Annotated in this window: 21 protein-coding genes and 1 tRNA gene; 7 read left to right on the top strand and 15 right to left on the bottom strand. The window is 56.8% G+C overall.

What is annotated here, in order from left to right:
• Window positions 1-163 precede the first annotated feature (163 nt).
• A complete protein-coding gene (gene phoB / locus WEB54_RS09090) occupies window positions 164-871 on the top strand; it encodes a phosphate regulon transcriptional regulator PhoB (protein WP_368055190.1) in 708 nt (235 codons plus the stop codon).
• Complete coding sequence (gene phoR, locus WEB54_RS09085) at window positions 868-2,196, top strand: phosphate regulon sensor histidine kinase PhoR (RefSeq protein WP_368055188.1); 1,329 nt, start codon at window positions 868-870, stop codon at window positions 2,194-2,196. The genes phoB and phoR overlap by 4 nt, the downstream gene beginning before the upstream one ends.
• 1,181 nt (window positions 2,197-3,377) lie before the next feature.
• Here phoR and WEB54_RS09080 read toward each other — a convergent pair.
• The 7 genes from WEB54_RS09080 to WEB54_RS09050 all read right to left on the bottom strand — a co-directional run bounded on the left by WEB54_RS09080 (window position 3,378) and on the right by WEB54_RS09050 (window position 9,711).
• Window positions 3,378-3,713 carry a DUF3392 family protein gene (locus WEB54_RS09080; RefSeq protein WP_368054245.1) on the bottom strand — a complete coding sequence of 112 codons (336 nt, stop codon included), beginning with the start codon at window positions 3,711-3,713 and terminating at the stop codon, window positions 3,378-3,380.
• A 277-nt stretch (window positions 3,714-3,990) separates the two neighbouring features.
• Window positions 3,991-4,066 (bottom strand) — tRNA-Thr (locus tag WEB54_RS09075).
• A 73-nt stretch (window positions 4,067-4,139) separates the two neighbouring features.
• Entirely contained in the window at window positions 4,140-4,856 is a 717-nt protein-coding gene (gene phoU / locus WEB54_RS09070) for a phosphate signaling complex protein PhoU (RefSeq protein WP_368054243.1), read from the bottom strand.
• Between the two features lie 17 nt (window positions 4,857-4,873).
• Window positions 4,874-5,749 carry a phosphate ABC transporter ATP-binding protein PstB gene (gene pstB, locus WEB54_RS09065; RefSeq protein ID WP_368054241.1) on the bottom strand — a complete coding sequence of 292 codons (876 nt, stop codon included), beginning with the start codon at window positions 5,747-5,749 and terminating at the stop codon, window positions 4,874-4,876.
• Between the two features lie 22 nt (window positions 5,750-5,771).
• The gene (gene pstA / locus WEB54_RS09060) at window positions 5,772-7,085 is read right to left on the bottom strand and encodes a phosphate ABC transporter permease PstA (RefSeq protein WP_368054247.1); all 1,314 of its coding nucleotides are present in this window, start codon (window positions 7,083-7,085) and stop codon (window positions 5,772-5,774) included.
• Complete coding sequence (gene pstC, locus WEB54_RS09055; protein WP_368055185.1) at window positions 7,078-8,466, bottom strand: phosphate ABC transporter permease subunit PstC; 1,389 nt, start codon at window positions 8,464-8,466, stop codon at window positions 7,078-7,080. The genes pstA and pstC overlap by 8 nt, the downstream gene beginning before the upstream one ends.
• A gap of 201 nt (window positions 8,467-8,667) precedes the next feature.
• Complete coding sequence (locus WEB54_RS09050; RefSeq protein WP_368054237.1) at window positions 8,668-9,711, bottom strand: substrate-binding domain-containing protein; 1,044 nt, start codon at window positions 9,709-9,711, stop codon at window positions 8,668-8,670.
• Window positions 9,712-10,010: 299 nt separating this feature from the next.
• Between WEB54_RS09050 and WEB54_RS09045 the strand changes: the two genes are divergently transcribed.
• The 5 genes from WEB54_RS09045 (at window position 10,011) to WEB54_RS09025 (ending at window position 14,477) form a co-directional block, all read left to right on the top strand.
• A complete protein-coding gene (locus WEB54_RS09045; protein WP_368054235.1) occupies window positions 10,011-10,430 on the top strand; it encodes an acyl-CoA thioesterase in 420 nt (139 codons plus the stop codon).
• Between the two features lie 206 nt (window positions 10,431-10,636).
• Window positions 10,637-11,314: a TIGR00153 family protein gene (locus WEB54_RS09040; RefSeq protein WP_368054233.1), complete on the top strand. Its 678-nt coding sequence runs from the start codon at window positions 10,637-10,639 to the stop codon at window positions 11,312-11,314.
• Between the two features lie 52 nt (window positions 11,315-11,366).
• Window positions 11,367-12,632, top strand: a complete 1,266-nt coding sequence (locus WEB54_RS09035) for an inorganic phosphate transporter (RefSeq protein ID WP_368054231.1) — start codon at window positions 11,367-11,369, stop codon at window positions 12,630-12,632.
• Between the two features lie 198 nt (window positions 12,633-12,830).
• Window positions 12,831-13,541 (top strand): monofunctional biosynthetic peptidoglycan transglycosylase, encoded by a 711-nt coding sequence (gene mtgA, locus WEB54_RS09030; protein ID WP_368054228.1) that lies wholly within the window; start codon window positions 12,831-12,833, stop codon window positions 13,539-13,541.
• Window positions 13,542-13,592: 51 nt separating this feature from the next.
• Entirely contained in the window at window positions 13,593-14,477 is an 885-nt protein-coding gene (locus WEB54_RS09025; RefSeq protein WP_368054226.1) for a DMT family transporter, read from the top strand.
• Here WEB54_RS09025 and WEB54_RS09020 read toward each other — a convergent pair.
• The 8 genes from WEB54_RS09020 to WEB54_RS08985 all read right to left on the bottom strand — a co-directional run bounded on the left by WEB54_RS09020 (window position 14,474) and on the right by WEB54_RS08985 (window position 22,134).
• Window positions 14,474-15,574: an AI-2E family transporter gene (locus tag WEB54_RS09020; RefSeq protein WP_368055182.1), complete on the bottom strand. Its 1,101-nt coding sequence runs from the start codon at window positions 15,572-15,574 to the stop codon at window positions 14,474-14,476. The two genes, WEB54_RS09025 and WEB54_RS09020, sit on opposite strands and share 4 nt — an antisense overlap.
• Window positions 15,575-15,683: 109 nt before the next feature.
• Window positions 15,684-16,127, bottom strand: a complete 444-nt coding sequence (locus tag WEB54_RS09015; protein ID WP_368054222.1) for a hypothetical protein — start codon at window positions 16,125-16,127, stop codon at window positions 15,684-15,686.
• 129 nt (window positions 16,128-16,256) lie between these two features.
• Window positions 16,257-16,979: an anti-sigma factor gene (locus WEB54_RS09010; protein ID WP_368054220.1), complete on the bottom strand. Its 723-nt coding sequence runs from the start codon at window positions 16,977-16,979 to the stop codon at window positions 16,257-16,259.
• On the bottom strand, window positions 16,976-17,524 hold the full coding sequence (locus WEB54_RS09005) for an RNA polymerase sigma factor (protein WP_368054218.1): 549 nt from the start codon (window positions 17,522-17,524) through the stop codon (window positions 16,976-16,978). The genes WEB54_RS09010 and WEB54_RS09005 overlap by 4 nt, the downstream gene beginning before the upstream one ends.
• 289 nt (window positions 17,525-17,813) lie before the next feature.
• Complete coding sequence (locus tag WEB54_RS09000; protein ID WP_368055180.1) at window positions 17,814-18,293, bottom strand: group 1 truncated hemoglobin; 480 nt, start codon at window positions 18,291-18,293, stop codon at window positions 17,814-17,816.
• A gap of 14 nt (window positions 18,294-18,307) precedes the next feature.
• Window positions 18,308-19,189 (bottom strand): DUF3034 family protein, encoded by an 882-nt coding sequence (locus tag WEB54_RS08995; RefSeq protein ID WP_368054216.1) that lies wholly within the window; start codon window positions 19,187-19,189, stop codon window positions 18,308-18,310.
• Window positions 19,182-21,527, bottom strand: coding sequence for a putative bifunctional diguanylate cyclase/phosphodiesterase (locus WEB54_RS08990; protein WP_368054214.1), 2,346 nt, complete (start codon window positions 21,525-21,527; stop codon window positions 19,182-19,184). The genes WEB54_RS08995 and WEB54_RS08990 overlap by 8 nt, the downstream gene beginning before the upstream one ends.
• Window positions 21,517-22,134: a methylamine utilization protein gene (locus WEB54_RS08985; RefSeq protein WP_368054212.1), complete on the bottom strand. Its 618-nt coding sequence runs from the start codon at window positions 22,132-22,134 to the stop codon at window positions 21,517-21,519. The genes WEB54_RS08990 and WEB54_RS08985 overlap by 11 nt, the downstream gene beginning before the upstream one ends.
• Window positions 22,135-22,266 lie beyond the last annotated feature (132 nt).

Genomic DNA, 22,266 nt, shown 5'->3' with positions numbered 1-22,266 from the left:
CTAGGCCCCATGGATGGGTTCACGCCGACCCCGGAGAGGCATACCCGGTGCCTGACACGGATTGCGGCACCGACGTGAATTTTGACAATTCCATGACGGTTGTAACACTTCTGTCATGGAAGGGGCGTTAAATGATCACAAAGGTGACTTTTTAAGGTGAACCATGAACTCTCGCAGCATTCTGATTGTTGACGACGAATCGGCCATCCGGGAAGTAATAGCCGCGGCTCTGGAAATGGCCGGTTACCATACGCTGGAAGCGGGTGATGCCGCTGAAGCTCACCGCCTGGTTATCGACCAAAAGCCCGATCTGATCCTGCTCGACTGGATGATGCCCAACGTCAGTGGTGTCGAACTGGCGCGTCGGCTGAAGCGGGACCCGATGACGGCTGAGATCCCGATTATCATGCTCACCGCCAAGGGCGAGGAAGACCACAAAATCACCGGCCTGGAAGCCGGCGCCGATGACTACATCACCAAACCCTTCTCACCACGCGAGCTGGTAGCCCGGCTGAAAGCGGTGCTGCGCCGCACCACACCGGCCGGTATTGAAGAACCGATCGACATTCAGGGCCTGCGGCTCGACCCGAACAGCCACCGCGTCAGCACCGCCGAGGGCGAGTTGACCATGGGGCCGACCGAATTCCGATTACTGCAATTCTTTATGAGCCACCCCGAGCGCGCCTACACCCGCTCGCAACTGCTCGATCAGGTCTGGGGTGGTAATGTGTATGTGGATGAGCGCACCGTAGATGTCCATATACGGCGCTTACGCAAAGCCCTGGGAGAACCTTTTCAGGCCCTGGTTCAGACCGTTCGAGGCACGGGATATCGCTTCTCGACCAAAGTTTCGGCACAATCGGCTTCATGATTCGAGACATACGACGCCCCTATTTTAGAAACCTGCTGCTAGCAATAACCGGCGTCTTTGCGTTTGGCGTCTATGTCGGTGAACCGATCCTGCTATTACTCATTGCCGTCAGCGGTTATCTGGCCTGGCAGCTGTTTCAGCAAAGCCGGCTGATCAGTTGGCTGGAACAGGGTGCCAAATCGGAACCGCCGGATTCCAAAGGCCTCTGGGGTATGGTCTTCGATCACCTGTACAGTGAACAACGCCGGCGCAAAAAACAGGTCCGCCACTACCAGAACGTGATCAACCGGGTACAGAACTCCACCGAAGCCCTGCGCGACGGCGTCATCCTGCTCGATCACCACGGTGCCCTGCAATGGTGGAACCAGTCGGCAGCCGATCTGCTCAAGCTGCAACCACGCGACGAAGGTCAGCTGTTAATCAACCTGGTGCGTGAACCGGCGTTTCAGAAGTTCTACCAAAACCGGGAGGTACGCGAGAGCATCCGCATCGACAACCCGGCCTTCCCCGATAGAACGCTTGATGTCTCGATGACGATCTACGGCAAGGGTGAACGTCTACTGCTGATCCGCGACACCACCCGCATGACCCAACTGGAGCAGATGCGTCAGGACTTCGTCGCCAACGCCAGCCATGAACTCAAGACCCCACTTACCGTACTCAAGGGATATCTGGAATCAATTCTCGATTTCAGTGACGACCTGCCCGCACCACTGCGCCGGGCGCTGGGCAGTATGAATGGCCAGACCCAGCGCATGGAAAATCTGGTGAATGATTTGCTGGTGCTGACCCGGCTCGACGTCGAAGTGCGGGAATCTGTTCGCCAGCGCATCGATATCGGCGCCCTGCTGAATGGCATCGCCGATGACGCCCGGGCCCTGTCGAGTGAGCGCAACCATAACATTACCGTTCGGCTCGACAGCGACAAAGGGCTGCAGGGCGACCCGTCCGAACTGCGCTCGGCGATCAGCAACCTGGTCTATAACGCGGTGAATTACAGCCCGGATGGCAGCGACATCGAATTACACTGGCACGATTCGCCCCAGGGCGGCTATATCTCGATAAGGGACAACGGCATCGGCATCGACCCGCGTCACATACCCCGGCTGACCGAACGCTTTTACCGGGTAGACCCCGGTCGCAGCAGTGAGCGTGGTGGTACCGGCCTGGGCTTGGCGATCGTCAAACACATTTTGCACCATCATCAGGGACGGCTCGATGTAGCCAGTGTTCCGGGGCGCGGCTCCGTCTTCACCTGCTGCCTGCCTGCAGAACGCCTGCTGCCAGCTGCAAACACGGGCTCAAGAGTATTACCCCCTATTTAAGCTAGGAAACCAGCGTTTTTCCGCCAAAAAAAATGTAAAGTTCCAGAAGGTAATGTCTGATTTTCTGACATGGTTTGTACGAGATTTCCTACATTTGATGTGAGAATTAACGCGATTTAAGCGACGTATCGACCCACAGAAGAGTTACTCCCCCAGCATGACAGGCTTTGCAGTCCGTCACACTTTTTACGGGACCAGTTAGCAAAAAATTGACGCTCAAACAGAGGTTCCCTACCCGTATCATAGCTTGCGTTCAGGGACGACGGCCAAGATTTGGGCCAAACGGAAAGGACACTTAAGACTACGGACAGTCGGTTGGCAAGGGTGGCCCGAAACAGGGAATTGGACCGGGATGGTCACACCAGAAATGGTCATAGCAGGGATGACTACCTAGAAACCATTAACAACAGGGATCGTACGCACGGCTCGGCAGCAGCCGTCACAGGGAGGCGCAGGGACGACACGACAGGACGTCACAGCAAGGAAACGCCTGACCGGGACGGTCACACGGAAGAGCATACAAGAACCGGGTTGGTTCACAGCAGCAAAGCAACAAAAAAGCATCACACAGCAAGACCCGGAAGGGCAGAATCATCTGCCCTTCCACATTTCCTCATGGCCGCGTAAGACATCTCCTACACAGAACGTAAGATCTTCCCATCTCTTTTGTGACGAAGTTCACTAGAACAACCCGCCAAGCGGCATCAAACCGTCGGCCAAATTGCCGAAACGGTAAAAGCCAGACTTCAAAAGCGCTAACTGCGTCACAAAATTACCTGGCATTCGCTATACTCCTCGAATGTTCAGGACGAACGGCATTGGAAAAAACAGGGGCCAGGCTGGCCAGCCATAGGATGGCAACAGGAGTATCGCATCACGCGACACAGCACGGATGCTGACGTCCGGATCTGAGCAGTTTCCAGATAGCAGAATAGACACACCACAGGCGCCAGGACGGGGCTGGTGGTGCGGCAGCGGAAGCTCACAGCAATGAAGTGGTCGACACGGACGGTTAAAATGATCGTAATAAAAAAAGGGCTCCTGGAAGGAGCCTTTTTTTATGCCTGATTACCAGGTCTCATTACCAGAAATACGCCAAACCGCTTAAAGCAAAATATTCAATTTCGCCGCCAGACAAACGCGCCACAGAGTTCGGTACAATAAGCTACAGACCATACTCATCAACCGCGCCGACTGTGTCGCTCGGCCAACCAACCGACCAGCACAAACACCACGACCACCACAATACCCAGCCACACAGACCCCGCCATCAGCAACAGGTTGGAAATAACAGGCACCAGATAGACCGCGATCAACCCGTACCCAATGGCACACAGCAGAATAAACACCAGCGTACGAACGATAAAATGCGCCCGGCGAATCAGCGTCCAGACCGCGCGGTTGACGTCATTGCCGTATATAACCAGCAAGGTCGCCACCAGCGCAGATGAAATAAAGGTAAGGTGCGGACGGATCAGCCCCGACAGGGACAACAACAGATCGGTGATGAAATTCATTCAGAGTTCCAAAGCAGTACAACCAGATTCCGAAAGACTCTACTGAATATCTGCTTTGACCGCCAGCAAGGCGATGTCTTGTTTGAAGGTGGCAACCAGCCAAGTGAAGGCCATCGGGCAAGTCTGTCCGGGGGAGTTCGCAGCAAGGATGCTGCGATCTAGGCTCCATGGACGGATTCACGCCGACCCCGGACAGACTTGCCCGGTGGCCGAAACGAACTCATACCACCAAACCCCAGAAACGAAAAAACCCGCTTAAAGCGGGTTTCTTGGAATATGGTGCCGGCACCAAGAGTCGAACTCGGGACCTACTGATTACAAGTCAGTTGCTCTACCAACTGAGCTATGCCGGCAACGGGTGCGTAATATAAGGAAAACCCTGTTGCTCGTCAACAACCTTTTGATTCGCAACAAGTTTTCTGGCAACTATTTTTTCTTGATCTGGGCTTCCACCTGGTCGAGCTTAATGTGGCGCACATCTTTGCCCTTGACCAGATAGATCACCGACTCCGCCACATTACGGGCGTGATCGCCGATCCGCTCCAGCGAGCGCAATGACCACATCACATTGAGCGCCCGGGTAATGGTGCGCGGGTCTTCCATCATGGTGGTGACCAGGGTGCGGATCGCCGTACCGTATTCCAGATCTACCGCTTGGTCCTGCTGAAGCACCTCGAAAGCACTCTCAGTATTCAGGCGAGCGAAGGAATCCAGCGCCTGAGACACCATATGCCGTACTTTCTCACCAATATGACGCAGCTCAACATAGCCCTGCGGGCCCGAGCCCGTATCGGCCAACTCGAGCGTGTGTTTGGCGACTTTCGACGCCTCGTCACCCATGCGCTCCAGATCGTTCACCGCCTTGGTGACCGCGATCACAAAGCGCAGATCAGAAGCGGCAGGATGACGCAACGCCAGAATGCGGGTGCATTCCTCGTCGATCTCCAGCTCCATCTCATTAACCGTGTTATCGGTTTCGATTACCCGTTGGGCGAGTGCGGTATCCATTTCCATTAGCGCCTTGAGCGCGTCTTCAACCTGCTGTTCAACCAGGCCGCCCATTTGCATCAGATTCTTACGCGCTTCCTCCAACTCAGCGTTGTACTGAGCCGAGGTGTGGCGGTCAAAATGTGACTTATCCATCGTGTCTCCCTCCCCGATCAGCCGAAGCGACCGGTAATGTAGTCTTCAGTCAGTTTATGATCCGGCGAGGTGAAAATCTTGTCGGTCTCACCCACTTCAATCAGCTTGCCCATGTGGAAATAGGCCGTACGCTGCGATACCCGGGCCGCCTGCTGCATACTGTGAGTCACAATCGCGATGGTGTAGTTCTCCGACAGCTCGGCGATCAACTCCTCAACCCGGGCTGTTGCGATCGGGTCCAATGCCGAGCAAGGCTCATCCATCAGAATCACCTCCGGCGATACCGCTATGGTCCGGGCAATGCACAGCCGCTGCTGCTGGCCACCAGAGAGCCCCGTCGCCGGCTTGTCCAGCCGGTCTTTAACTTCATCCCACAGGCCCGCTTTCTGCAGGGCGGTCTCCACCACTTCATCCAGTTCTGCCCGGCGTGACACCAGACCATGAATGCGCGGCCCGTAGGAAACGTTATCGTAAATCGATTTCGGGAAGGGGTTGGGCTTCTGAAACACAATGCCCACCTTGGCGCGCAAGGCCACAATATCCATGCTCTTGCTGTAAATATTGTCACCATCGAGGATGATGTCGCCCGTTACCCTGCAAATATCGATCGAATCGTTCATCCGGTTCAGGGTGCGCAGGAAGGTGGATTTACCACAGCCGGATGGCCCGATCATTGCAATCACTTCATTCTTGCCGATGTCCAGGCTCACGTTCTGGATCGCGTGATTGTCTGCATAAAACACATCCACATTGCGAGCGCTCAAGCGCGGGTCGTCCAATAGTGGGTCGCCCACGGTCTGGGTCCAGTCGCCAATGTCAAACTGATCGGGTTCTGTCTTCGGTGCGGTCACGGTCTCGGCCTTCTGTTCTGCAAACTGATTGGAAAGGGTCATGCTCAACATCCTCCGGGATCGCCTACCAACGGCGCTCAAATTTGCGGCGCAACAACACCGCCAACAAATTCATCAACGCCAGGAAGCCCAGCAGCACCATAATGGCCGCCGACGTCTTGGCAATAAAGGCCCGCTCCGGGCTGTCCGACCAGATAAAGACCTGAACCGGCAGCACCGTGGCGGCATCGGTAAAGCCCTGTGGAATGTCCACAATGAAGGCCACCATGCCGATCATCAACAGCGGTGCGGTTTCGCCCAGCGCCTGAGCCATGCCAATGATGGTACCGGTCAGCATGCCTGGCATCGCCAGCGGCAGTACGTGATGCAGGGTAACCTGCATCTTGGAGGCCCCGAGCCCCATGGCAGCGTCTCTGATGGAAGGAGGGACAGCCTTGATCGACGCGCGGGATGAAATAATGATGGTCGGTAGCGTCATTAACGAGAGCACCAGACCGCCGACCAGAGGGGCCGACCGGGGCAAGCCGAAAAAATTAATAAAAATAGCCAGACCCAGCAGACCAAACACAATGGACGGCACCGCCGCCAGGTTATTGATGTTCACTTCAATAATCTCGGTCAGTCGGTTCTTGGGCGCGAACTCTTCCAGATAAATCGCCGCGGCCACGCCGATCGGGAATGACAGGGCCAGCGTTACTACCAGCGTGTAGAAAGAGCCAACAACCGCGCCCCAGATGCCCGCCGTTTCAGGGTCACGGGAATCACCCCGGGTGAAAAACGTGGTGTTAAAGCGCCGGTCAATCTCGCCGCCGGCGATCAACTGGTCGATCCACTGCAATTGCTGGTCGGTGACGCGTCGTTCGGATTCCGGCAAATTCCGGTCAATGGTGCCGTTCATCACCAGATCCAGATCGTCATCGGCGAGCACCCAGAGCGTCTCGGTTTCACCCAGCAAATCCGGATTTTCGATCAATCGGTCGCGCACCTTATACGCCGCTGATGTACTGATCAGTGAACTCAGGGCCCGGGTATCGGCACGGCCGGAGACGTCAGGGAACCGCTGCAACAACGACTGGCGTACCGCGTTATCGAAGTCGGCATAACGCATCTGCTCGGGATCGGAGGCATCGTCGATGTACAGGGCCTCAGCGTCATAGGACACTTCCAGTTGCACAAAGGTGCTCCAGAAAGACGACATACCCTGGCTAAAAATAGTGAACAGCAGTATCGCCAGAAAGGCCAGACCAGCGGTGATCGAGGCGATACCGTAGGCTTTAAAGCGGCGCTCACGGTTGTACCGCGCTTTCAGGCGGGCATTCAGCCGCTCCTGTTTAACAGCCGCCATGCGTTCAATGGCGTTCAACGGTTGATCAGTCATATTGTTCACGGAACCTCTTCACAATCGCCATGGCAATAATGTTTAGAATCAGGGTGGTAATAAACAGCATCAGGCCCAGCGCAAAAGCGGCCAGCGTTTTCGGGCTGTCAAACTCCTGATCACCCACCAGCAGTGTCGCGATCTGCACCGTGACGGTGGTCACCGCTTCGAGCGGGTTCACCGTCAAATTGGCCGCCAGACCAGCGGCCATCACCACGATCATGGTTTCACCAATGGCCCGCGAAGCAGCCAGCAAAACGCCCCCCATAATGCCGGGCAGCGCCGCCGGGAAGACCACCTGACGAATGGTTTCGCTTTTCGTGGCGCCCAGGCCATATGAGCCATCGCGTAAACTACCCGGTACCGCATTGATCACATCATCCGACAGTGACGATACGAAGGGGATGATCATAATGCCCATCACCAGACCAGCCGCCAGTGCCGACTCGGCCGATACGCCGTCAAAGCCGATTCCCTGGAAGAAATCGCGCACCAGCGGCGCCATAGTCAGTGCTGCGAAGAAGCCGTAAACCACCGTGGGAATACCAGCCAGCACCTCAAGCAACGGCTTGATGATGCTGCGCACCCGGGGTTTGGCGTACTCGGACAGATAAATGGCCGACATCAGCCCCAGCGGCACGGCCACAATCAAGGCAATTCCCGCAATCAGCAAGGTGCCGACAAAGAGTGGGATGGCACCAAAAGCGCCCGACGACCCTATCTGGTCAGCCCGAATCGCAATCTGGGGGCTCCATTTTGTGCCGAACACAAAGTCGAACAGCGGCACCGACTGAAAGAACCGAACACTCTCAAACAAAACAGAGAAAATAATACCGATGGTGGTGAAGATAGCGATGCTGGAACAGAGTATGAAAAAGCCTTTCAGCACCACTTCAAACTGAGGGCGGGCTCGCATCGTGGGCCGGGTGATAAACCAGCTGAACAGACAGCCCAGCACGGCCAACACCAGCGTCAACGTTACTTTCCCAACCTGACTACTGGCATTCAGGGTACCAAGCAGTTCACCCGCCTGTACCAGCTCCGGGCTGCCTTGTAGCTCGATGGCACCGCGGCCAATGTTGCGAATCTGGCTGAACAACAAACTGACCTCACCCTCACTCAGGGTGCTTTGACCGTCTGGTAACGAGCCGAGAACGGCCGCTGTAATCACTGTTGATTCCAGCGACGACCAGATCAGAAACACCACAAAGGCGGGCAACCCGGTCCACACGGCAGCCATCAGCCCGTAATAATTGGGCAATGAATGCAAGCGCTTGATCCCGCCCAGTGGCTGGGCCAACTGCACGGATCGTTGCCGGCCCAGGGCGTAGGCAGCCACCATAAGCGCCGCCAATACCAGTAACAGGGTCGATGTTTGCATCAACACACTCCTAAGTTTTAAAAAGGTCTGGATCAACCCCCGATATCGGAGGCTGATCCAGACCCTCGGTCGGTGAGCGGGTAGCGAAGCCTACACAGCCACACGATAATGGGCAATTTACCCTGCTATTCCTTTAGCAGATAGCTGAATAAGGGAAGGCCGGTTCTCCCGGCCTTCCCTTAAACTTAGCGTCGGCTCACATCACAACGACAGATTGGTCATGTTGTCGGCAGCCGCCTTCATGCGACCATACTCGGCATTGGATAGCGGAATCAGACCCCGGTCGACCAGATAGCCGTTCGGACCTACCGCACGACGGCTGGTGAATTCAGCCAGATATTCTTCTATACCGGGGATAACGCCAACGTGTGCCTTCTTAACATAGAAGTACAACGGGCGGGATACCGGGTAGGAACCGTCGGCAACGGTTTCAAAGTTTGCAGCCACACCATCGACCGTCAGGCTTTGCAGTTTGTCGAAATTCTGATCAAGAAACGAAAAGCCGAAAATGCCAACGGCATTCGCATCATTCACCAGACGGGACACAATCAGAGAGTCGTTTTCGCCGGCTTCCACGAAGGCACCGTCTTCGCGCATGGTGGCACACACTTCTTCCATCTTGTCGTGATCACTTTCGCCAAGGGCCGCAATGGCGTCGAATTCCAGGCAACCTTCTTCCATTACCAGTTCGACGAACGCATCACGGGTGCCCGATGAAGGCGGCGGACCAAACACCCGGATCTCGGAATTGGGCAGGTCGCTGCGAATCTGGTTCCAGGTGCGATAGGGGTTTGTCACCAGGCCTTCACCCTCCGGGTTTGGTACGGTGTTAGCCAGCGCCAGGAAGATCTCACTCTTGCTGACACTCATTTCCGGGCCATCCACGTTATTGGCAATAGCCAGCCCGTCGTAGCCTATCAATACCTCGACAATGTCGTTAACGCCATTGCTGGCACACAGATCCACTTCAGACTGCTTGATTCGACGGGAGGAATTGGTGATATCAGCCGTGCTTTCCCCGACACCCTGGCAAAACAGGCTCAAACCACCGCCAGAGCCGGTCGATTCAATGGTCGGCGTCGAGAATGACGTTGTTTGGCCAAAACGCTCGGCCACGACGGAGGCAAAGGGAAACACCGTCGACGAGCCCACAATGCTGATCTGAGTGCGGCCTTCGGCCGATACAGTTGCGAAGCTGGTAGCGGCGGTGGCAAGTGCCAGGGCGCCAATCATTTTCTTGTTCACTGGTAAACCTCCAGTCAGTCTTTGGTTTTTCTCGGCCGGCTCAACTGCGAATTGGCAACTGGGTCACAACCTCGAAGCTCGAGAAGCATGCTAGAGCTCAGATGTGACAAGGATATGTCTTTGATATGACAGTATTATTACAGCTGTCATAAAAATCGCATGCGTGCGATCACCGGCCCGCCAGCATAGTCAAAAGCCGTGGTTTTCCCGTATACTGCCAGTCAGTGAATTACGGCCGATACCGGCCGGACAGCCCCGCCCGGCCTGACTTTCCAGGCCAGAACGACGTTAGGGACCCCATGAAAAAACTGGACGAAAACAACCCGACGCCCCGCGGCGAACTACAATTGCGGGTCGTCGCCCAGCCCAAAGACACCAACACCAACGGAGATATTTCCGGTGGCTGGCTGGTCACTCACATGGACATGGCCGCCAGCATCGCCGCCAGCCGGCTGGCGCATGGTCGCACCACCACCATGGCCATTGGCGAGATGTCGTTCGTACGGCCGGTGCGGGTCGGGTCGGTCATTTGTTGCTACACCCGCATTCTGGGCATGGGCCGCAGTTCGATTCGCATCGGGGTTGAGGTCTGGTGCCGGATGCCCGAAGACGAGGAACGCCAGAAGGTCACGGAATCGGAGTTCGTGTACGTCGCCATCGACGACAAACGACGCATTCGGGCTCTGCCCCAATCCGGCCAGGCCGAACCGCTTAACTGACCGTTTCGCCGTCCAACCCAACCCGGCTTCCTGCCGGGTAAGTAATCACTTTCACTACAACCCCTAGTCCTACAGCCCTTCAACCACAGCAGAACACCCGTCAGTCAAAAAAATGTGAATTAGCTCGCATGTGACGTTTTTATTACAGCGCCAGATCTCTATAATGCGCCACCACTTCATTCGACGATGCGACAGAGGATTGCACCATGGCAGACAATCCATTGATGGCCCTCTTCGGCCGATCACCGGTCAAGCCCATGCAAGAGCACATGCAGAAGGCCCACGCCTGTGTGCTTCGGCTGATCGACTTCTACGACATCGCTGCCACCGGCGACTACCAGGCCGCAGAAGCTATACGGGAAGACATCGCCGTACTGGAAGGCGAAGCCGACCTGATGAAAAAAGACATCCGCATGCACCTGCCCAACAGCCTGTTCATGCCAGTCCCACGCTCTGACCTGCTCGAATTACTGACCCATCAGGATAAACTCGCCAACCGTGCCAAAGACATCGCTGGCGTCATGCTGGGCCGGGAAATGACCATACCGGACCCGATTCAGCCGCTGATGCGCGAGTACCTGGAATCGTCGATCACCACCAGCCAGAAAGCAGCCGACGCTCTGGCCGAACTCGATGAACTGTTCGAAACCGGCTTTGGCAGCCGGGAAATTAAACTGGTCAGCGGCCTGCTCAACGATCTGGACGATCAGGAGCATCGGGCCGATGAATTGGAAATAAAGGTACGCCGCGCTTTGCGTGCCGTGGAAAAGGACTACTCCCCCATTGACGTGATGTTCCTCTACCGGGTGATCGAACTGATCGGTGACCTGGCTGATGTGGCTCAGCGCGTTGGTTCCCGTCTGCAAATTCTGTTAGCCCGCTGAAGCGACTGTTCGTCATCGCCTCAACCACCGCTCACTGAGAAGAGGAATTCCCATGACCGTCATTGCAGAATACGGCCAATGGTTTGTGCTACTGGCCTGCCTGTTCGGTTTCTTTATGGCCTGGGGGGTAGGCGCCAACGATGTCGCTAACGCCATGGGCACGTCGGTCGGCTCCCGTGCTCTGACCGTCAAGCAGGCCATCTTCGTCGCTATGATATTTGAATTCGCCGGTGCCTACCTGGCGGGTGGCGAGGTCACCGGCACCATCCGCAAGGGCATTGTTGACGCCAATGTCATGGTGGGCTCCCCAGAGTTACTGATTTACGGGATGATGTCGTCACTGTTGGCCGCAGGCATTTGGCTGGTTATCGCTTCGATGATGGGCTGGCCCGTCTCTACCACCCACTCCATCGTGGGTGCCATTGTCGGCTTTGCCGCCGTCGGCATCGGTGTTGAATACGTGCACTGGGGCAAGGTGACCTCCATTGTCATGAGCTGGGTTGTTTCGCCTGTACTCGCAGGGACGCTGGCCTTCTTTATTTTCCGCAGTGTGCACAAACTCATCCTCAATACCGACGACCCCTTTGGCAATGCCAAACGCTATGTACCCGTCTACATGTTCCTGACGGCGTTCATGATCACCATGGTGACGTTCACCAAGGGCCTGAAACACGTTGGGATTGGTCTCTCGTTCGGAGAGAGTGTGCTGATCAGCGTCGCCGTCAGTTTCGCGGTTATGTTACTCGGCATCGCTCTGCTCAAGCGCGTGAAGATCGATGAAGAGGCTGACCGTCATTTTCGCTTTGCGTCGGTCGAAAAAGTCTTTGCCATTCTGATGATCTTCACCGCCTGTGCCATGGCGTTTGCCCACGGTTCGAACGATGTGGCCAATGCCGTCGGCCCGCTGGCGGCGATCATCAATGTGGTTGCCAACCAGGGCAACATTCTCGCCGAATCGGCGATGCCCGCCTGGGTTTTGCTACTCGGCGGTGGTGGTATCGTGCTCGGCCTGGCCACCTACGGCTACAAGGTCATGGGCACCATTGGCCGTAAAATCACAGAACTGACCCCAAGTCGCGGCTTTGCCGCCGAGTTGGCTGCCGCCACCACGGTAGTGCTGGCGTCGGGCACCGGCTTGCCGATTTCCACCACACACACCCTGGTGGGCGCTGTACTCGGTGTCGGCATGGCGCGCGGTATCTCAGCCCTGAACCTCAGAGTGGTTGGCACCATCTTCGCCAGCTGGATCGTCACCCTACCCGCCGGTGCCTTCCTGGCGATTATCTTTTTCTTCATGTTCAAGGGGATTTTTGGCTAGCTTGGCTAGAAAATAAAGGTCGGGGGTTTGCGGCGGTGGCAGACCCTCACCGGCGGTCTTCGCCAGGTTCTCGGGTAACGCTGTAGCATCATTGGGGTTCTCCAACCGGTGTGCCACCCGAATCGTCCATACCCTTTGATGACATTGTCGATCCGGCATTTCAGGTAAACTGCGCAAACATTTTTTTGACCCCGACTGATGCGATTACTACCCAAACCAACACTCCGACACTGGGCACGTGGCTTACTGCTGCTGGTGGCTTTGTGTTGCGTGCTGAGTCTGGGCCTGACGTTGCCGCTGACCCTATTCAATCCACCCACCACGGCCTACATTCTGCAGGACTCGGACGATCAATCGCCCTGGCTGACCCGCTGGACACCATTGGAAGACATCTCGACCCACCTGCCACTGGCGGTCGTGGCCTCTGAAGATCAGCGCTTTCCCGACCATTTCGGCATCGACATTGCCGCCATTCGCAAAGCGCTGAATGAAGACCGAACCCAACTTCGTGGTGGCAGCACCATCAGCCAGCAACTGGCCAAAAACCTCTATCTCTGGCCCGGCCGCAGCCTGGTGCGTAAAGGCATTGAGGCCTGGCTGACGCTGTGGATGGAACTGTTGTGGAGCAAGAACCGCCTGCTTGAGGTGTACTTGAACGTAGTGGAGTTCGGGCCCGGCATCTACGGTGTGACCCAGGCGAGTGAACACTTTTTTGGCAAACGCCCCGATCAGTTAACGGCTTACGAGGCTTCCCTGCTGGCAGCCGTCCTACCCAACCCCAAGCGTCTGCACGTCGGCCAACCTTCTGCCTATGTGTCGCAACGCAGCCGGACCATTCGCACGGCCATGTCGTATCTCGGCGGTGTGGCCTATCTGGACGGAGTTGTTCGCCAGGAGACTGTTCGCTAACAGGCAAAAAACCAGTACAGTATCGGCACTATTACCCGGAACCACTTTGCCATGCTGACGCCCCAACACGCCTCCCTGACGCTGCTTGCCCTGCTCGCCTTCGCGGCCAATTCTGTTCTGTGCAGACTGGCACTCGGTACGCTGAGTATTGACGCTGCTTCTTTCACGGCTGTTCGCCTGGTATCCGGGGCGATCACGCTGTTGGTACTGGTGGCGTTGCGCCAGCGCTCAGGTAGTGCACAGCACTGGATCTCTGCCGGGTCCTGGCGGGGCGCGGCTTACCTCTGGCTGTATGCGGCGAGTTTCAGTTTTGCCTACGTTCAGCTCGATACCGCCACCGGGGCCCTGTTGCTGTTTGGCACGGTGCAACTGACGATGATCATCACCAGCCTGCTGCGCGGGGAGCGCCTGACCGGGCTGGAATGGTTGGGGTTGTGGATTGCAGTGGGCGGGTTTCTGTACCTGATCGTCCCGGGGCTGACGGCTCCGACCCGGCTGGGGTTTATGTTGATGGTCATCAGTGGCATTGCCTGGGGGTTTTACACCCTGAACGGTCGCGGCTCGAGCCGGCCGCTGGCCGATACCGCCGGGAATTTCGTTCGTGCGGCGCCCTTCGCCCTGCTGCTGTATTTGCCCTTTACCGATTCGATTCTGATTTCATCGAACGGCTTCTGGCTGGCGGTCGCCTCCGGCGCGCTGGCTTCCGGCATCGGCTATGCGCTATGGTATACCGTGTTACCCGCGCTCAGTGGCATTCAGGCCAGTGTGATGCAGTTAAGCGTACCGATCCTGGCCGCCATCGGTGGCGCGGTCATCGTGCGCGAGTTACTGACCACGCATTTATTGGTCGCCACGCTGTTGTTACTCGGCGGCATAGGGGTGTTTCTGGCGGGCCGGGCAAAACAGCCAGCCCGTAAAAGGGCGAGTAACGGCTAACTGTTCGGTTTCGAATCCGGGTTCGCGGAGCTGGCAGCGGCATCCGTTTCAACCACGTCGGAGTTGAATTCGTCCATGAAGATATCCCAGAAGGTCAGGAACACCGCGGCAATCAGCGGACCAATCACAAAGCCGTTGATGCCCATCAGCGCAATGCCACCCAGCGTTGAGAACAACACCAGATAGTCTGGCAGTTTGGTATCGCGGCCGACCAGAATGGGACGCAGAATATTATCGGCCAGGCCGATAATAATAACGCCATAAAGTACCAGGATAATGCCGGCAATCGTGTTGCCCACGGCAAACAGGTAGATTGCCGCCGGCGCCCAGACCAAAGCCGCACCCACAGCGGGAATCAGCGACAGCACCATCATCATCACGCCCCAGAGAATGGCGGCGGGTATGCCCAGAATCCAGAAAATAAAGCCCCCCAGCGCCCCCTGCACCATGGCCACCACCAGGTTGCCCTTGACCGTTGCCCGGGTCACCTCGGCAAATTTGTCAAACAGGCGACGCTCGCGTTCATCACCCAGCGGCAGGGCTTTCACCATCAAATCAATCAGGGTATCGCCATCGCGCAGCAGAAAGAAGGTGAGGTAGAGCATCATGCCCAGGTGCAGCACGAAGGTGAGGGTATTCTGACCAAAGGTCAGCGTCTCCTGTGCCAGATATCGGCTGGCGCTTACGCTGAAGCTGGAAATCTGCTCACGCAGATTGTTGGTATCGATACCCAGGCGTTCCAGCGTTTCGGGAATGATGGGAAAGGCGGTTCGAATTTGGTCGAGGTAGGCCCCCGGCGACATATCGCCATCCTGAATGCCCTGGTAGACGCCGATCGCTTCACGCACGACCTGCGCCAGAATAAGCAATACCGGAATCACAACGATCAGCATGCAGCACAACAGGGTAGTGATCGCCGCCAGATTGCGACGCCCGTTGAATCGCCTAACCAGACGCTGCTGCAACGGATAAAAAATCACAGAAACCGCCGCTGCCCAGAAAATAGCGCCCCAAAACGGTTCGAGAACCAGCCCGAACAACACCGTGACGATCAGTAAAAACACCAGAAACGAGCGCGTTTCCATCGATTGCTTCATGTTCTAACCCTTAATCCCTTGTATCCGAGGTCGGCCAGCTTACCCTAAGTGGCGCAAAAACCTAATACCAGGGCCTGAAAAGGCCCGGTCGGTCACAGGTGTCCTAAGGCTAAAGTGTAGTTTGCAACACCGCCAACTCGTCGATGAATTCGTCGCTGTGCTCGACCAGCGCCTGCAGAACATCCTGTTCCTGCTCGCTCCAGTCTTGCTCAAGGGCATCCAGAATGACCTGGCGCCATTGCGTCTCGGCCTCGGTCAGGCGGCGGATCAGGCTGCTTTCGTCAGTTAACTGAGTGTGTACCCAATCGGCAATAGCCTCCAGCAAGGCGCGTTCGGTATTGGCGGCCTTGGGCAGGTCGCCCCGTTCACGCTCCAGCATTTCAACATCGAGCAGCAGGGTTTCCCGGCGGACTGCGGTGGTTCTTAACAATCGCTCAAGGGGACCGGACAGCGTGCCTTGATCCAGCACATCCTGTATCCGCTCGAGCAACTCTCCGCCCTGGGCATGAATGCCTGCCAGCGCAGCGGTATGGTCGTCTCTGAGTATCGGCATAATGGCGCTCCTGGGGGCGTAAATTGAGCCCTGTTCGCCATGAGTATGGCATTGTTCAGTCATTATGCCGAAACCTGTGTTTTAAAGGGTCAGGTAAAAGACAATTCACCGGCCTTTTTCTTCAACCAGTTAAAGTTCGACCAGCTGCGCTGAGTACAGCACCTCCGTCGGCTGGCCGGTTGGCGAACCGCCTTCCGGCTCACGACTGACCGCCAGAGCCGACACCTCTACCTCATCAAACAAGGTAGTACGCGCCAACTGGCGTTGGCCTGCCTCTGGCAAGAGGCCCAGCGAGACTGGCGCACGGCCATCGGCGACCACCAACCAGAGTTCATAGTCGCGCTCGGTGCTGGCCGTCACCTGCCGGGTACTGGTCACCATCAGGCTGTTGTCGGTCAGGTTAACAGACCAGAGCGCCTGAGCCCTGGCATCCTGGATCACCGCAATCTGCGTTGGGGCCGGTTGCGGTGCCTGCCAGGTATTCCAACTCACCATTATCAGCACCAAAGCCGCGGCAATGGCTGGCCACACCAAGCGTCTGGCTGCAAAGGGGGTTCGGCTTTGACTGGCTCGGGGCCGACCGGGTTCATTTGGCCCCGTCTCGACCACCGTCAGGCTGCCCAGGCCCAGCGTTGCTTCAATGCGTTGCCATACCCGCGGGCCGGGCTGTACATCGTTCAGGCTGGCTCCCAGTGCATTAAGGTCCCGCTCCCAACGCCAGACAGCCTTGCGAGCCCGGTCGCTGGTGACCATCAGCCGTTGCAGCTTAATCCGGGTTTCGGCATCCAGTGTTCCGAGTACGTACTCGGCGGCGAGCGTATCTAAACGTTTGTCGGAAAGTTGTTGGGTCATTCAAGGCACCGTTTCAGTTGTTGCAGGCCACGACGAATCCAGCTTTTGACCGAGCCCAGGGGCAAGTCCAGCTGGCCGCACACTTCCTGATGGGTCATGCCCCGAAAATAAGCCAATTGAATGGCATGGCGCTGCTGGTCTTCCAGTTCATCCAGGCATTCGTCGATGCGTACCCGGTCCCGACCGGCGTGCAAGGAGCCTTCTGGCGTAGCATGGTCTTCTGGCTCATCGGCCAGGACCAGATCGCCATCCGTTAAATGCTCCCGACGCGACTTGGAGGAGCGCAGCAGATCCAGACATCGGTAGCGCACGATGCTAATCATCCAGGTCAGCACGGCCCCCTTTTCCGCTCGGTACTCTCCGGCGTTGTGCCAGATCCGCACAAAGGCATCCTGTACCGCATCTTCAGCCAGATCCCGCCGCTTCATCATGCCCAGACTAATGGCATACAGCTTGCCGGAAGTCTGGTCGTAGAGCTCGCGAAAGCCCTGAGCATCGCCCTCCGCCGTTCGCATCAACAGTCTGAGAGCATCGGACTCGTTCATTGCAGAGAGTCGCCTTATCTGATTAGAAAAATGTGAGTCAGGGTAAATACTCGGCTGAGCGCCAACTGGATGCAGCAATCTGGTTGAAAACAACCAAATCATCCTAAACTCAGGCCTCGTACATCATTCATTGCAGGCCCTGTTGCAGAGGATATAGCCGTATGTTTGTCGCGTTCTATGTCGTTGCGGCAAACCTGTATCGGGTATCGCTGCCCGGCCCCGGTTTATGGCTATCGACTATTGCTATCGATTACCGGGAGTCCTGTGATGCATGGTCAATATAGCCGGATTATGGCGCTACCGGGTCGGCTGCAGGGTCCAGCGAGCTGGCTCCGGGTTCCAGATAGTCATCGGGGTTCATAACTTCGTCGTACATCGGCACCAGCCGGGCCAGCAGATCGTTCTGGGCTCCGGTGTCGACACCTGCTTCGGCCATCGCGACAACCAGATCGGTGACCAGAGCATTGAAATGGCTGTCGTTCAGTTCCATACCGGCATGCACCTGCGCCATGCTGTCGCCGGTGTAGTCGCAGGGGCCGTCGCTGACCTGACACAGTTGCTCGATCAGTTTTTCTCGAAACCGGTTGATGTCGGTTTCGGCAAAAAACGGCAGCAGGGTCTCATTGCCGCCGATTTCGAACAGCAAGTTATCGACTATGGTGGCAATGCCGTCTTGCTCGCCGAGCCTTTCATAAAGGGTTGGTTTGGTTGGCGTGGTGCTGCAGGCGGCGATAAGGAACGCCAGCACGATGGTTGTTAACAGTCGCATGAAATAAGTCACCTTCAGTTATTGATTTGAACCGACAGATACCAGCCGGTTTGGTCGTCCCAAAAGGCTATGTTTCCTAGGTCGGCATAGGCACCAACAAGGGTCACCTGTTTATTCGGGAACCAGGCAACAAAGGCATCTTGCCAAGCATTCTCCTCTGCCGCTGCCAAACGATTCGGCTTTTGGCGATATTCAAACCCCACAGCCCAATTGGAATTAACAAAAATGCCGACACTCGCTTCCGCGACCCACTGTGGGTCGGAACCGTTCTGATCGCCAAAACCAAGCAACCCGGTCTGGTTAGCATCGGTATAGCGCAAGGTACCGTTGAGCAGCAGGTTGCGTTCGAACAGACTGTGCAAATACAGCTTACTCGCCGACAGGTACCAATCGGTTCCACTATCGCTGTAGGCACCCAGCACTTGGCCAGCGGCCGGGTTTAGATTCACCTTGTACTGGGCTCCGAGGCTGATCTGTGGCCAGGGTTCATAAATCAAATCTCCAAACAATCGGGCCTTGGCGCCATACACATGTTGTTCAATCACGCCATCCAATAGACTGTTGATATCCGGATGGCTGGCCAGTTTATCCACCTGCAACGTCTGCTGTGCAAAACTGAACTCAAAACGGTTGTTGATCCCGGCATGCACCGCTGCGCTGCCGAGCTGGAAATCGGGCAGGCCCACGCGGGTCACGCTGGCTGCAGCGCCCCACTCACCCTCGCTGCCATAGCCGCCAATAATCGCCCAGGGCACCAGACCGCCACCGGCGGCGCCTTCTATCTGGGTCGCCCCTGAGGTAGCCAGAATCTTACTGCCCGCCCAGGCCGGGTGCAGCGCCAGCAGCGCTACGACGATGAGGGTCGACAAACCGCGATTCAGGTCCCGTTTAACCATAATTTGACTCCAGTGTGGTCTCGTTGAATGCGGTCAACCAGGGCTTCAGGTCAGACACCGCCATCGGTTTACTCAGGTAATAGCCCTGAAAGGCATCGCACCCCATCTGTTTCAGCAATGTCAGGGCAGCAAGATTTTCGACGCCTTCGGCAATGACCGTCAGGCCCAGATGGTGGGCCATTTCAATGGTGGCACGCACGATGTGCTGGTCGTCCTGATCTTCATCCAGTTTCAACACGAAAGACTTGTCGATCTTGAGTTCGTGAATCGGCATGGTTTTCAGTTGTGCGAGCGATGAATAGCCGGTGCCAAAATCGTCCATTGCCAGATCAAAGCCGGCATCATAAAGGCGTTTCAGATGGGTCAGCGCCAGGTCCGTATCGGTTACCATGGCGCTCTCGGTAATCTCCAGCATCAGGTGTTTGCGTTCGAAACCAGTCTGTGCGGTTCGCTCAATAACGCGGTCGATAAAGTGGCTGTTGAGAATGTCACGGGCCGAGAGATTGATGCTGACCCCGAGATCATGGCCCTCCGCTCGCCAGGCGGTCATCTGGGCGATGGCTTCGGTCACCACCCATTCGGTAATCTGGGTGATATCGCCAGACTGTTCCGCCAGAGGGATAAATTCATCCGGGAACATTCGGCCCAGTTGGTCGTCGTGCCAGCGTAACAGCGCCTCGGCCGAATGAATACGACGTTTGCGCAGGTCGTATTGAGGCTGAAACAGCAACTCGAACCCACCGTGTTCGATGGCGCTTTGCAGGCGGCTGGTTACCGTCAGCTTACGCAGATGAGACTCGTCCCGTCCGCTTTGATACTGCTCCACCGACTGACCGTGAACCCGGGCATCGCTGACGGCAATGTTGGCGCGGCGCAGCGCGTCTTCAAAACTGTGTGCCTGGTCCGGACAGATGACTAGGCCGAGGCGCACATCCAGCATGATGTCGATGTCCTGATGCTCAATGGCCTGATCAAACACCGCCAGATACTCGGTCAAACCCTGAACGCAATCACCCTTCGGCAATGCGTGGGTCAGCACCAGGAATTCATTGTTGCCCACCCGACCAGCAACATCACCCGGCCTCAGTTGGTGCACCAGCCGTTCGGCGGCCAGACGGACGATCTCGTCCATAAAAGCCAAGCCGTACACATCACTGAGCGCGCCGACATTTTCCAACCGCATCAGCACCACGGCCAACTGCTGGTCGTCACCCAGCGACACCTCGGCAAAGCGCTGCGCCATCTGCTCCAGATTGGGCAGGCCGGTTTTAAGGTCGTGCCGCGCCTGGTAAAAGATATGCCGTTCACGCTGCTGAATATCATTCTGCATGGTGTTGAGGGTTTGCCCGAGCACACCAAACTCATTGGTGTTTTTCAGTGACACAGTTTGCTGATAATCACCGCCGGCGATGCGTCGTGCCGCTGCCACCAGGGCGTCGATCGGCCGGGTGATGCCCCGGGCAATAAGCAGGGTGACCACGGCAGCGACCACCAAGGCGGCCAGCGCGATCAACAACATCTGGGTACGCAACCGGGTGTTGGCCGCTACTGCATCGGCCAACGACACCGTCAGTAAGGCACCCAGATGCACCGGTGGTTGGTCCAGCAGCGTGGCATAGCGACTCAGCAGGCCTTGGTCGCGCAGCTGCTGCGTTGCCTGGGAGACCACGTCATCGTATGGGCCGAGCAAATCGACATTGGTCAGGGGCTGGGTGGGCATTGTGCTCAGGGTCTGTACATCCGAATCGTTGCCGAATTCCCGCTCCCGGTAAATCAGGGTGACATCGGCACTGGTGATAGCCCGGAAACGGCTTAGCAAATCGTTGTCCAGCAGGAAGCCCATCCCCACCCAGGCTACTCGCTGGGGGGCGTCCACCGGAACCATCACCATCTGGTAAGGTTCATGCTCACTCAGCGTCAGCAAGGAGAACGCGGAGGCCTGGCTGCCCAGGCCCGCACGCACCCGGTCTATATCGGCGCCGATGTCATGAGTACTGGTCAGCACCTCGCCTTGCGGCGACATCAGCATGATCAGGTCTGCGCCGATGCGATCGCCGTGGTTGGCGAGCACGCTGATGATGGTGTCTTCTTCATTGGTGGCGATGGCCTGGCGGAAACCGAAGTCCTCAGTCAGCAAGGTCGTTCGGTCAGTCAGTTCCCGGCTATTTTCGTCCAGCAGTGTTTGAAACACGCGTTCGGCTACCACCAGCTCGCGCGAGGCATTCGCGCGGGTATTGGCATCCGTTGCGCGCAAGGCAGACAAGGTGGTCGCGGTCAGGGTCACGGCCAATAATGCGGTAAAGATCAGCAATAACCGGGTTCGAAAACTAATCGTCATCAGTTTTGTATCGCTGCAGTCGGTTACGCAGGCCACTGGCGGCCGGTTCGGGTTTTGTCTGACGCTGGATCATGGGCAGTTCGATGCGCAACAGGTCTCCATTTTCGTCAAGTCCAGCCAGTGGCAAAGACAGCGTTTCCTCAAGATCGGGGTGCCACAGCACCAGTTCGGCCGACTCGGGCGCGGTGAAGGTCGGCAGAGTCAAGCCGCCTGCGGCGTCGGTAACGCCGTATACCTGACCGTCCGAGACATAGATGTAGCCAACCATGGCGTCGTGAATGTTACAGCCAATCACCACCAGGCCTGCTTTATCAAACTCGACCGGGGGGGCCTCGTTGCCACGAAACAACTGCAGTTCGAAGGTTTTCGCCGGTGAGAAGGAATAAACGTGATGCCGGGTTTCGTCGCTGTTGGGAAATTGCACCCGGGTGCCGGTGCTAATAGCAATCACTTTGGGGCTAAAGCTAAGATTCACCTGGTCCATTACGGCGGCATCCTGATCGCGCGCCGCTGTCGAGGTTTGCGACTGTTCAATTCGGGCCACCACATCACTAACTGGCTGCCCGGCCTGATCCACTAATTGCAGGGGCGGCAGCGTTACGGCCATTACTGGTACCGCCAGACTCAGTGTTACGGTCAATAAACAGCGAAGGCCGATTTCAAGGCGCCTGTTGAGCCGGGGAATACCCGTATTGAGCAGCAATATGAAGGGGATTTTGGTGAATAACCGCCGCTGCCG

The organism is Saccharospirillum sp., assembly GCF_040881935.1.
Classification (GTDB): Bacteria; Pseudomonadota; Gammaproteobacteria; order Pseudomonadales; family Natronospirillaceae; genus Saccharospirillum.
The sequence above is the reverse complement of the archived record's forward strand: the minus strand, read 5'-3'. Positions and strand labels throughout refer to the sequence as shown.

Bases quoted from the DNA above. Each gene is read 5' to 3' on its own strand.
- phoB (WP_368055190.1), top strand. From the start codon at position 164: ATGAACTCTCGCAGCATTCTGATTGTTGACGACGAATCGGCCATCCGG.
- phoR (WP_368055188.1), top strand. From the start codon at position 868: ATGATTCGAGACATACGACGCCCCTATTTTAGAAACCTGCTGCTAGCA.
- WEB54_RS09080 (WP_368054245.1), bottom strand. From the start codon at position 3,713: ATGAATTTCATCACCGATCTGTTGTTGTCCCTGTCGGGGCTGATCCGT.
- phoU (WP_368054243.1), bottom strand. From the start codon at position 4,856: ATGGATAAGTCACATTTTGACCGCCACACCTCGGCTCAGTACAACGCT.
- pstB (WP_368054241.1), bottom strand. From the start codon at position 5,749: ATGACCCTTTCCAATCAGTTTGCAGAACAGAAGGCCGAGACCGTGACC.
- pstA (WP_368054247.1), bottom strand. From the start codon at position 7,085: ATGACTGATCAACCGTTGAACGCCATTGAACGCATGGCGGCTGTTAAA.
- pstC (WP_368055185.1), bottom strand. From the start codon at position 8,466: ATGCAAACATCGACCCTGTTACTGGTATTGGCGGCGCTTATGGTGGCT.
- WEB54_RS09045 (WP_368054235.1), top strand. From the start codon at position 10,011: ATGAAAAAACTGGACGAAAACAACCCGACGCCCCGCGGCGAACTACAA.
- WEB54_RS09040 (WP_368054233.1), top strand. From the start codon at position 10,637: ATGGCAGACAATCCATTGATGGCCCTCTTCGGCCGATCACCGGTCAAG.
- WEB54_RS09035 (WP_368054231.1), top strand. From the start codon at position 11,367: ATGACCGTCATTGCAGAATACGGCCAATGGTTTGTGCTACTGGCCTGC.
- mtgA (WP_368054228.1), top strand. From the start codon at position 12,831: ATGCGATTACTACCCAAACCAACACTCCGACACTGGGCACGTGGCTTA.
- WEB54_RS09025 (WP_368054226.1), top strand. From the start codon at position 13,593: ATGCTGACGCCCCAACACGCCTCCCTGACGCTGCTTGCCCTGCTCGCC.
- WEB54_RS09020 (WP_368055182.1), bottom strand. From the start codon at position 15,574: ATGAAGCAATCGATGGAAACGCGCTCGTTTCTGGTGTTTTTACTGATC.
- WEB54_RS09015 (WP_368054222.1), bottom strand. From the start codon at position 16,127: ATGCCGATACTCAGAGACGACCATACCGCTGCGCTGGCAGGCATTCAT.
- WEB54_RS09010 (WP_368054220.1), bottom strand. From the start codon at position 16,979: ATGACCCAACAACTTTCCGACAAACGTTTAGATACGCTCGCCGCCGAG.
- WEB54_RS09005 (WP_368054218.1), bottom strand. From the start codon at position 17,524: ATGAACGAGTCCGATGCTCTCAGACTGTTGATGCGAACGGCGGAGGGC.
- WEB54_RS09000 (WP_368055180.1), bottom strand. From the start codon at position 18,293: ATGCGACTGTTAACAACCATCGTGCTGGCGTTCCTTATCGCCGCCTGC.
- WEB54_RS08995 (WP_368054216.1), bottom strand. From the start codon at position 19,189: ATGGTTAAACGGGACCTGAATCGCGGTTTGTCGACCCTCATCGTCGTA.
- WEB54_RS08990 (WP_368054214.1), bottom strand. From the start codon at position 21,527: ATGACGATTAGTTTTCGAACCCGGTTATTGCTGATCTTTACCGCATTA.
- WEB54_RS08985 (WP_368054212.1), bottom strand. From the start codon at position 22,134: ATGGCCGTAACGCTGCCGCCCCTGCAATTAGTGGATCAGGCCGGGCAG.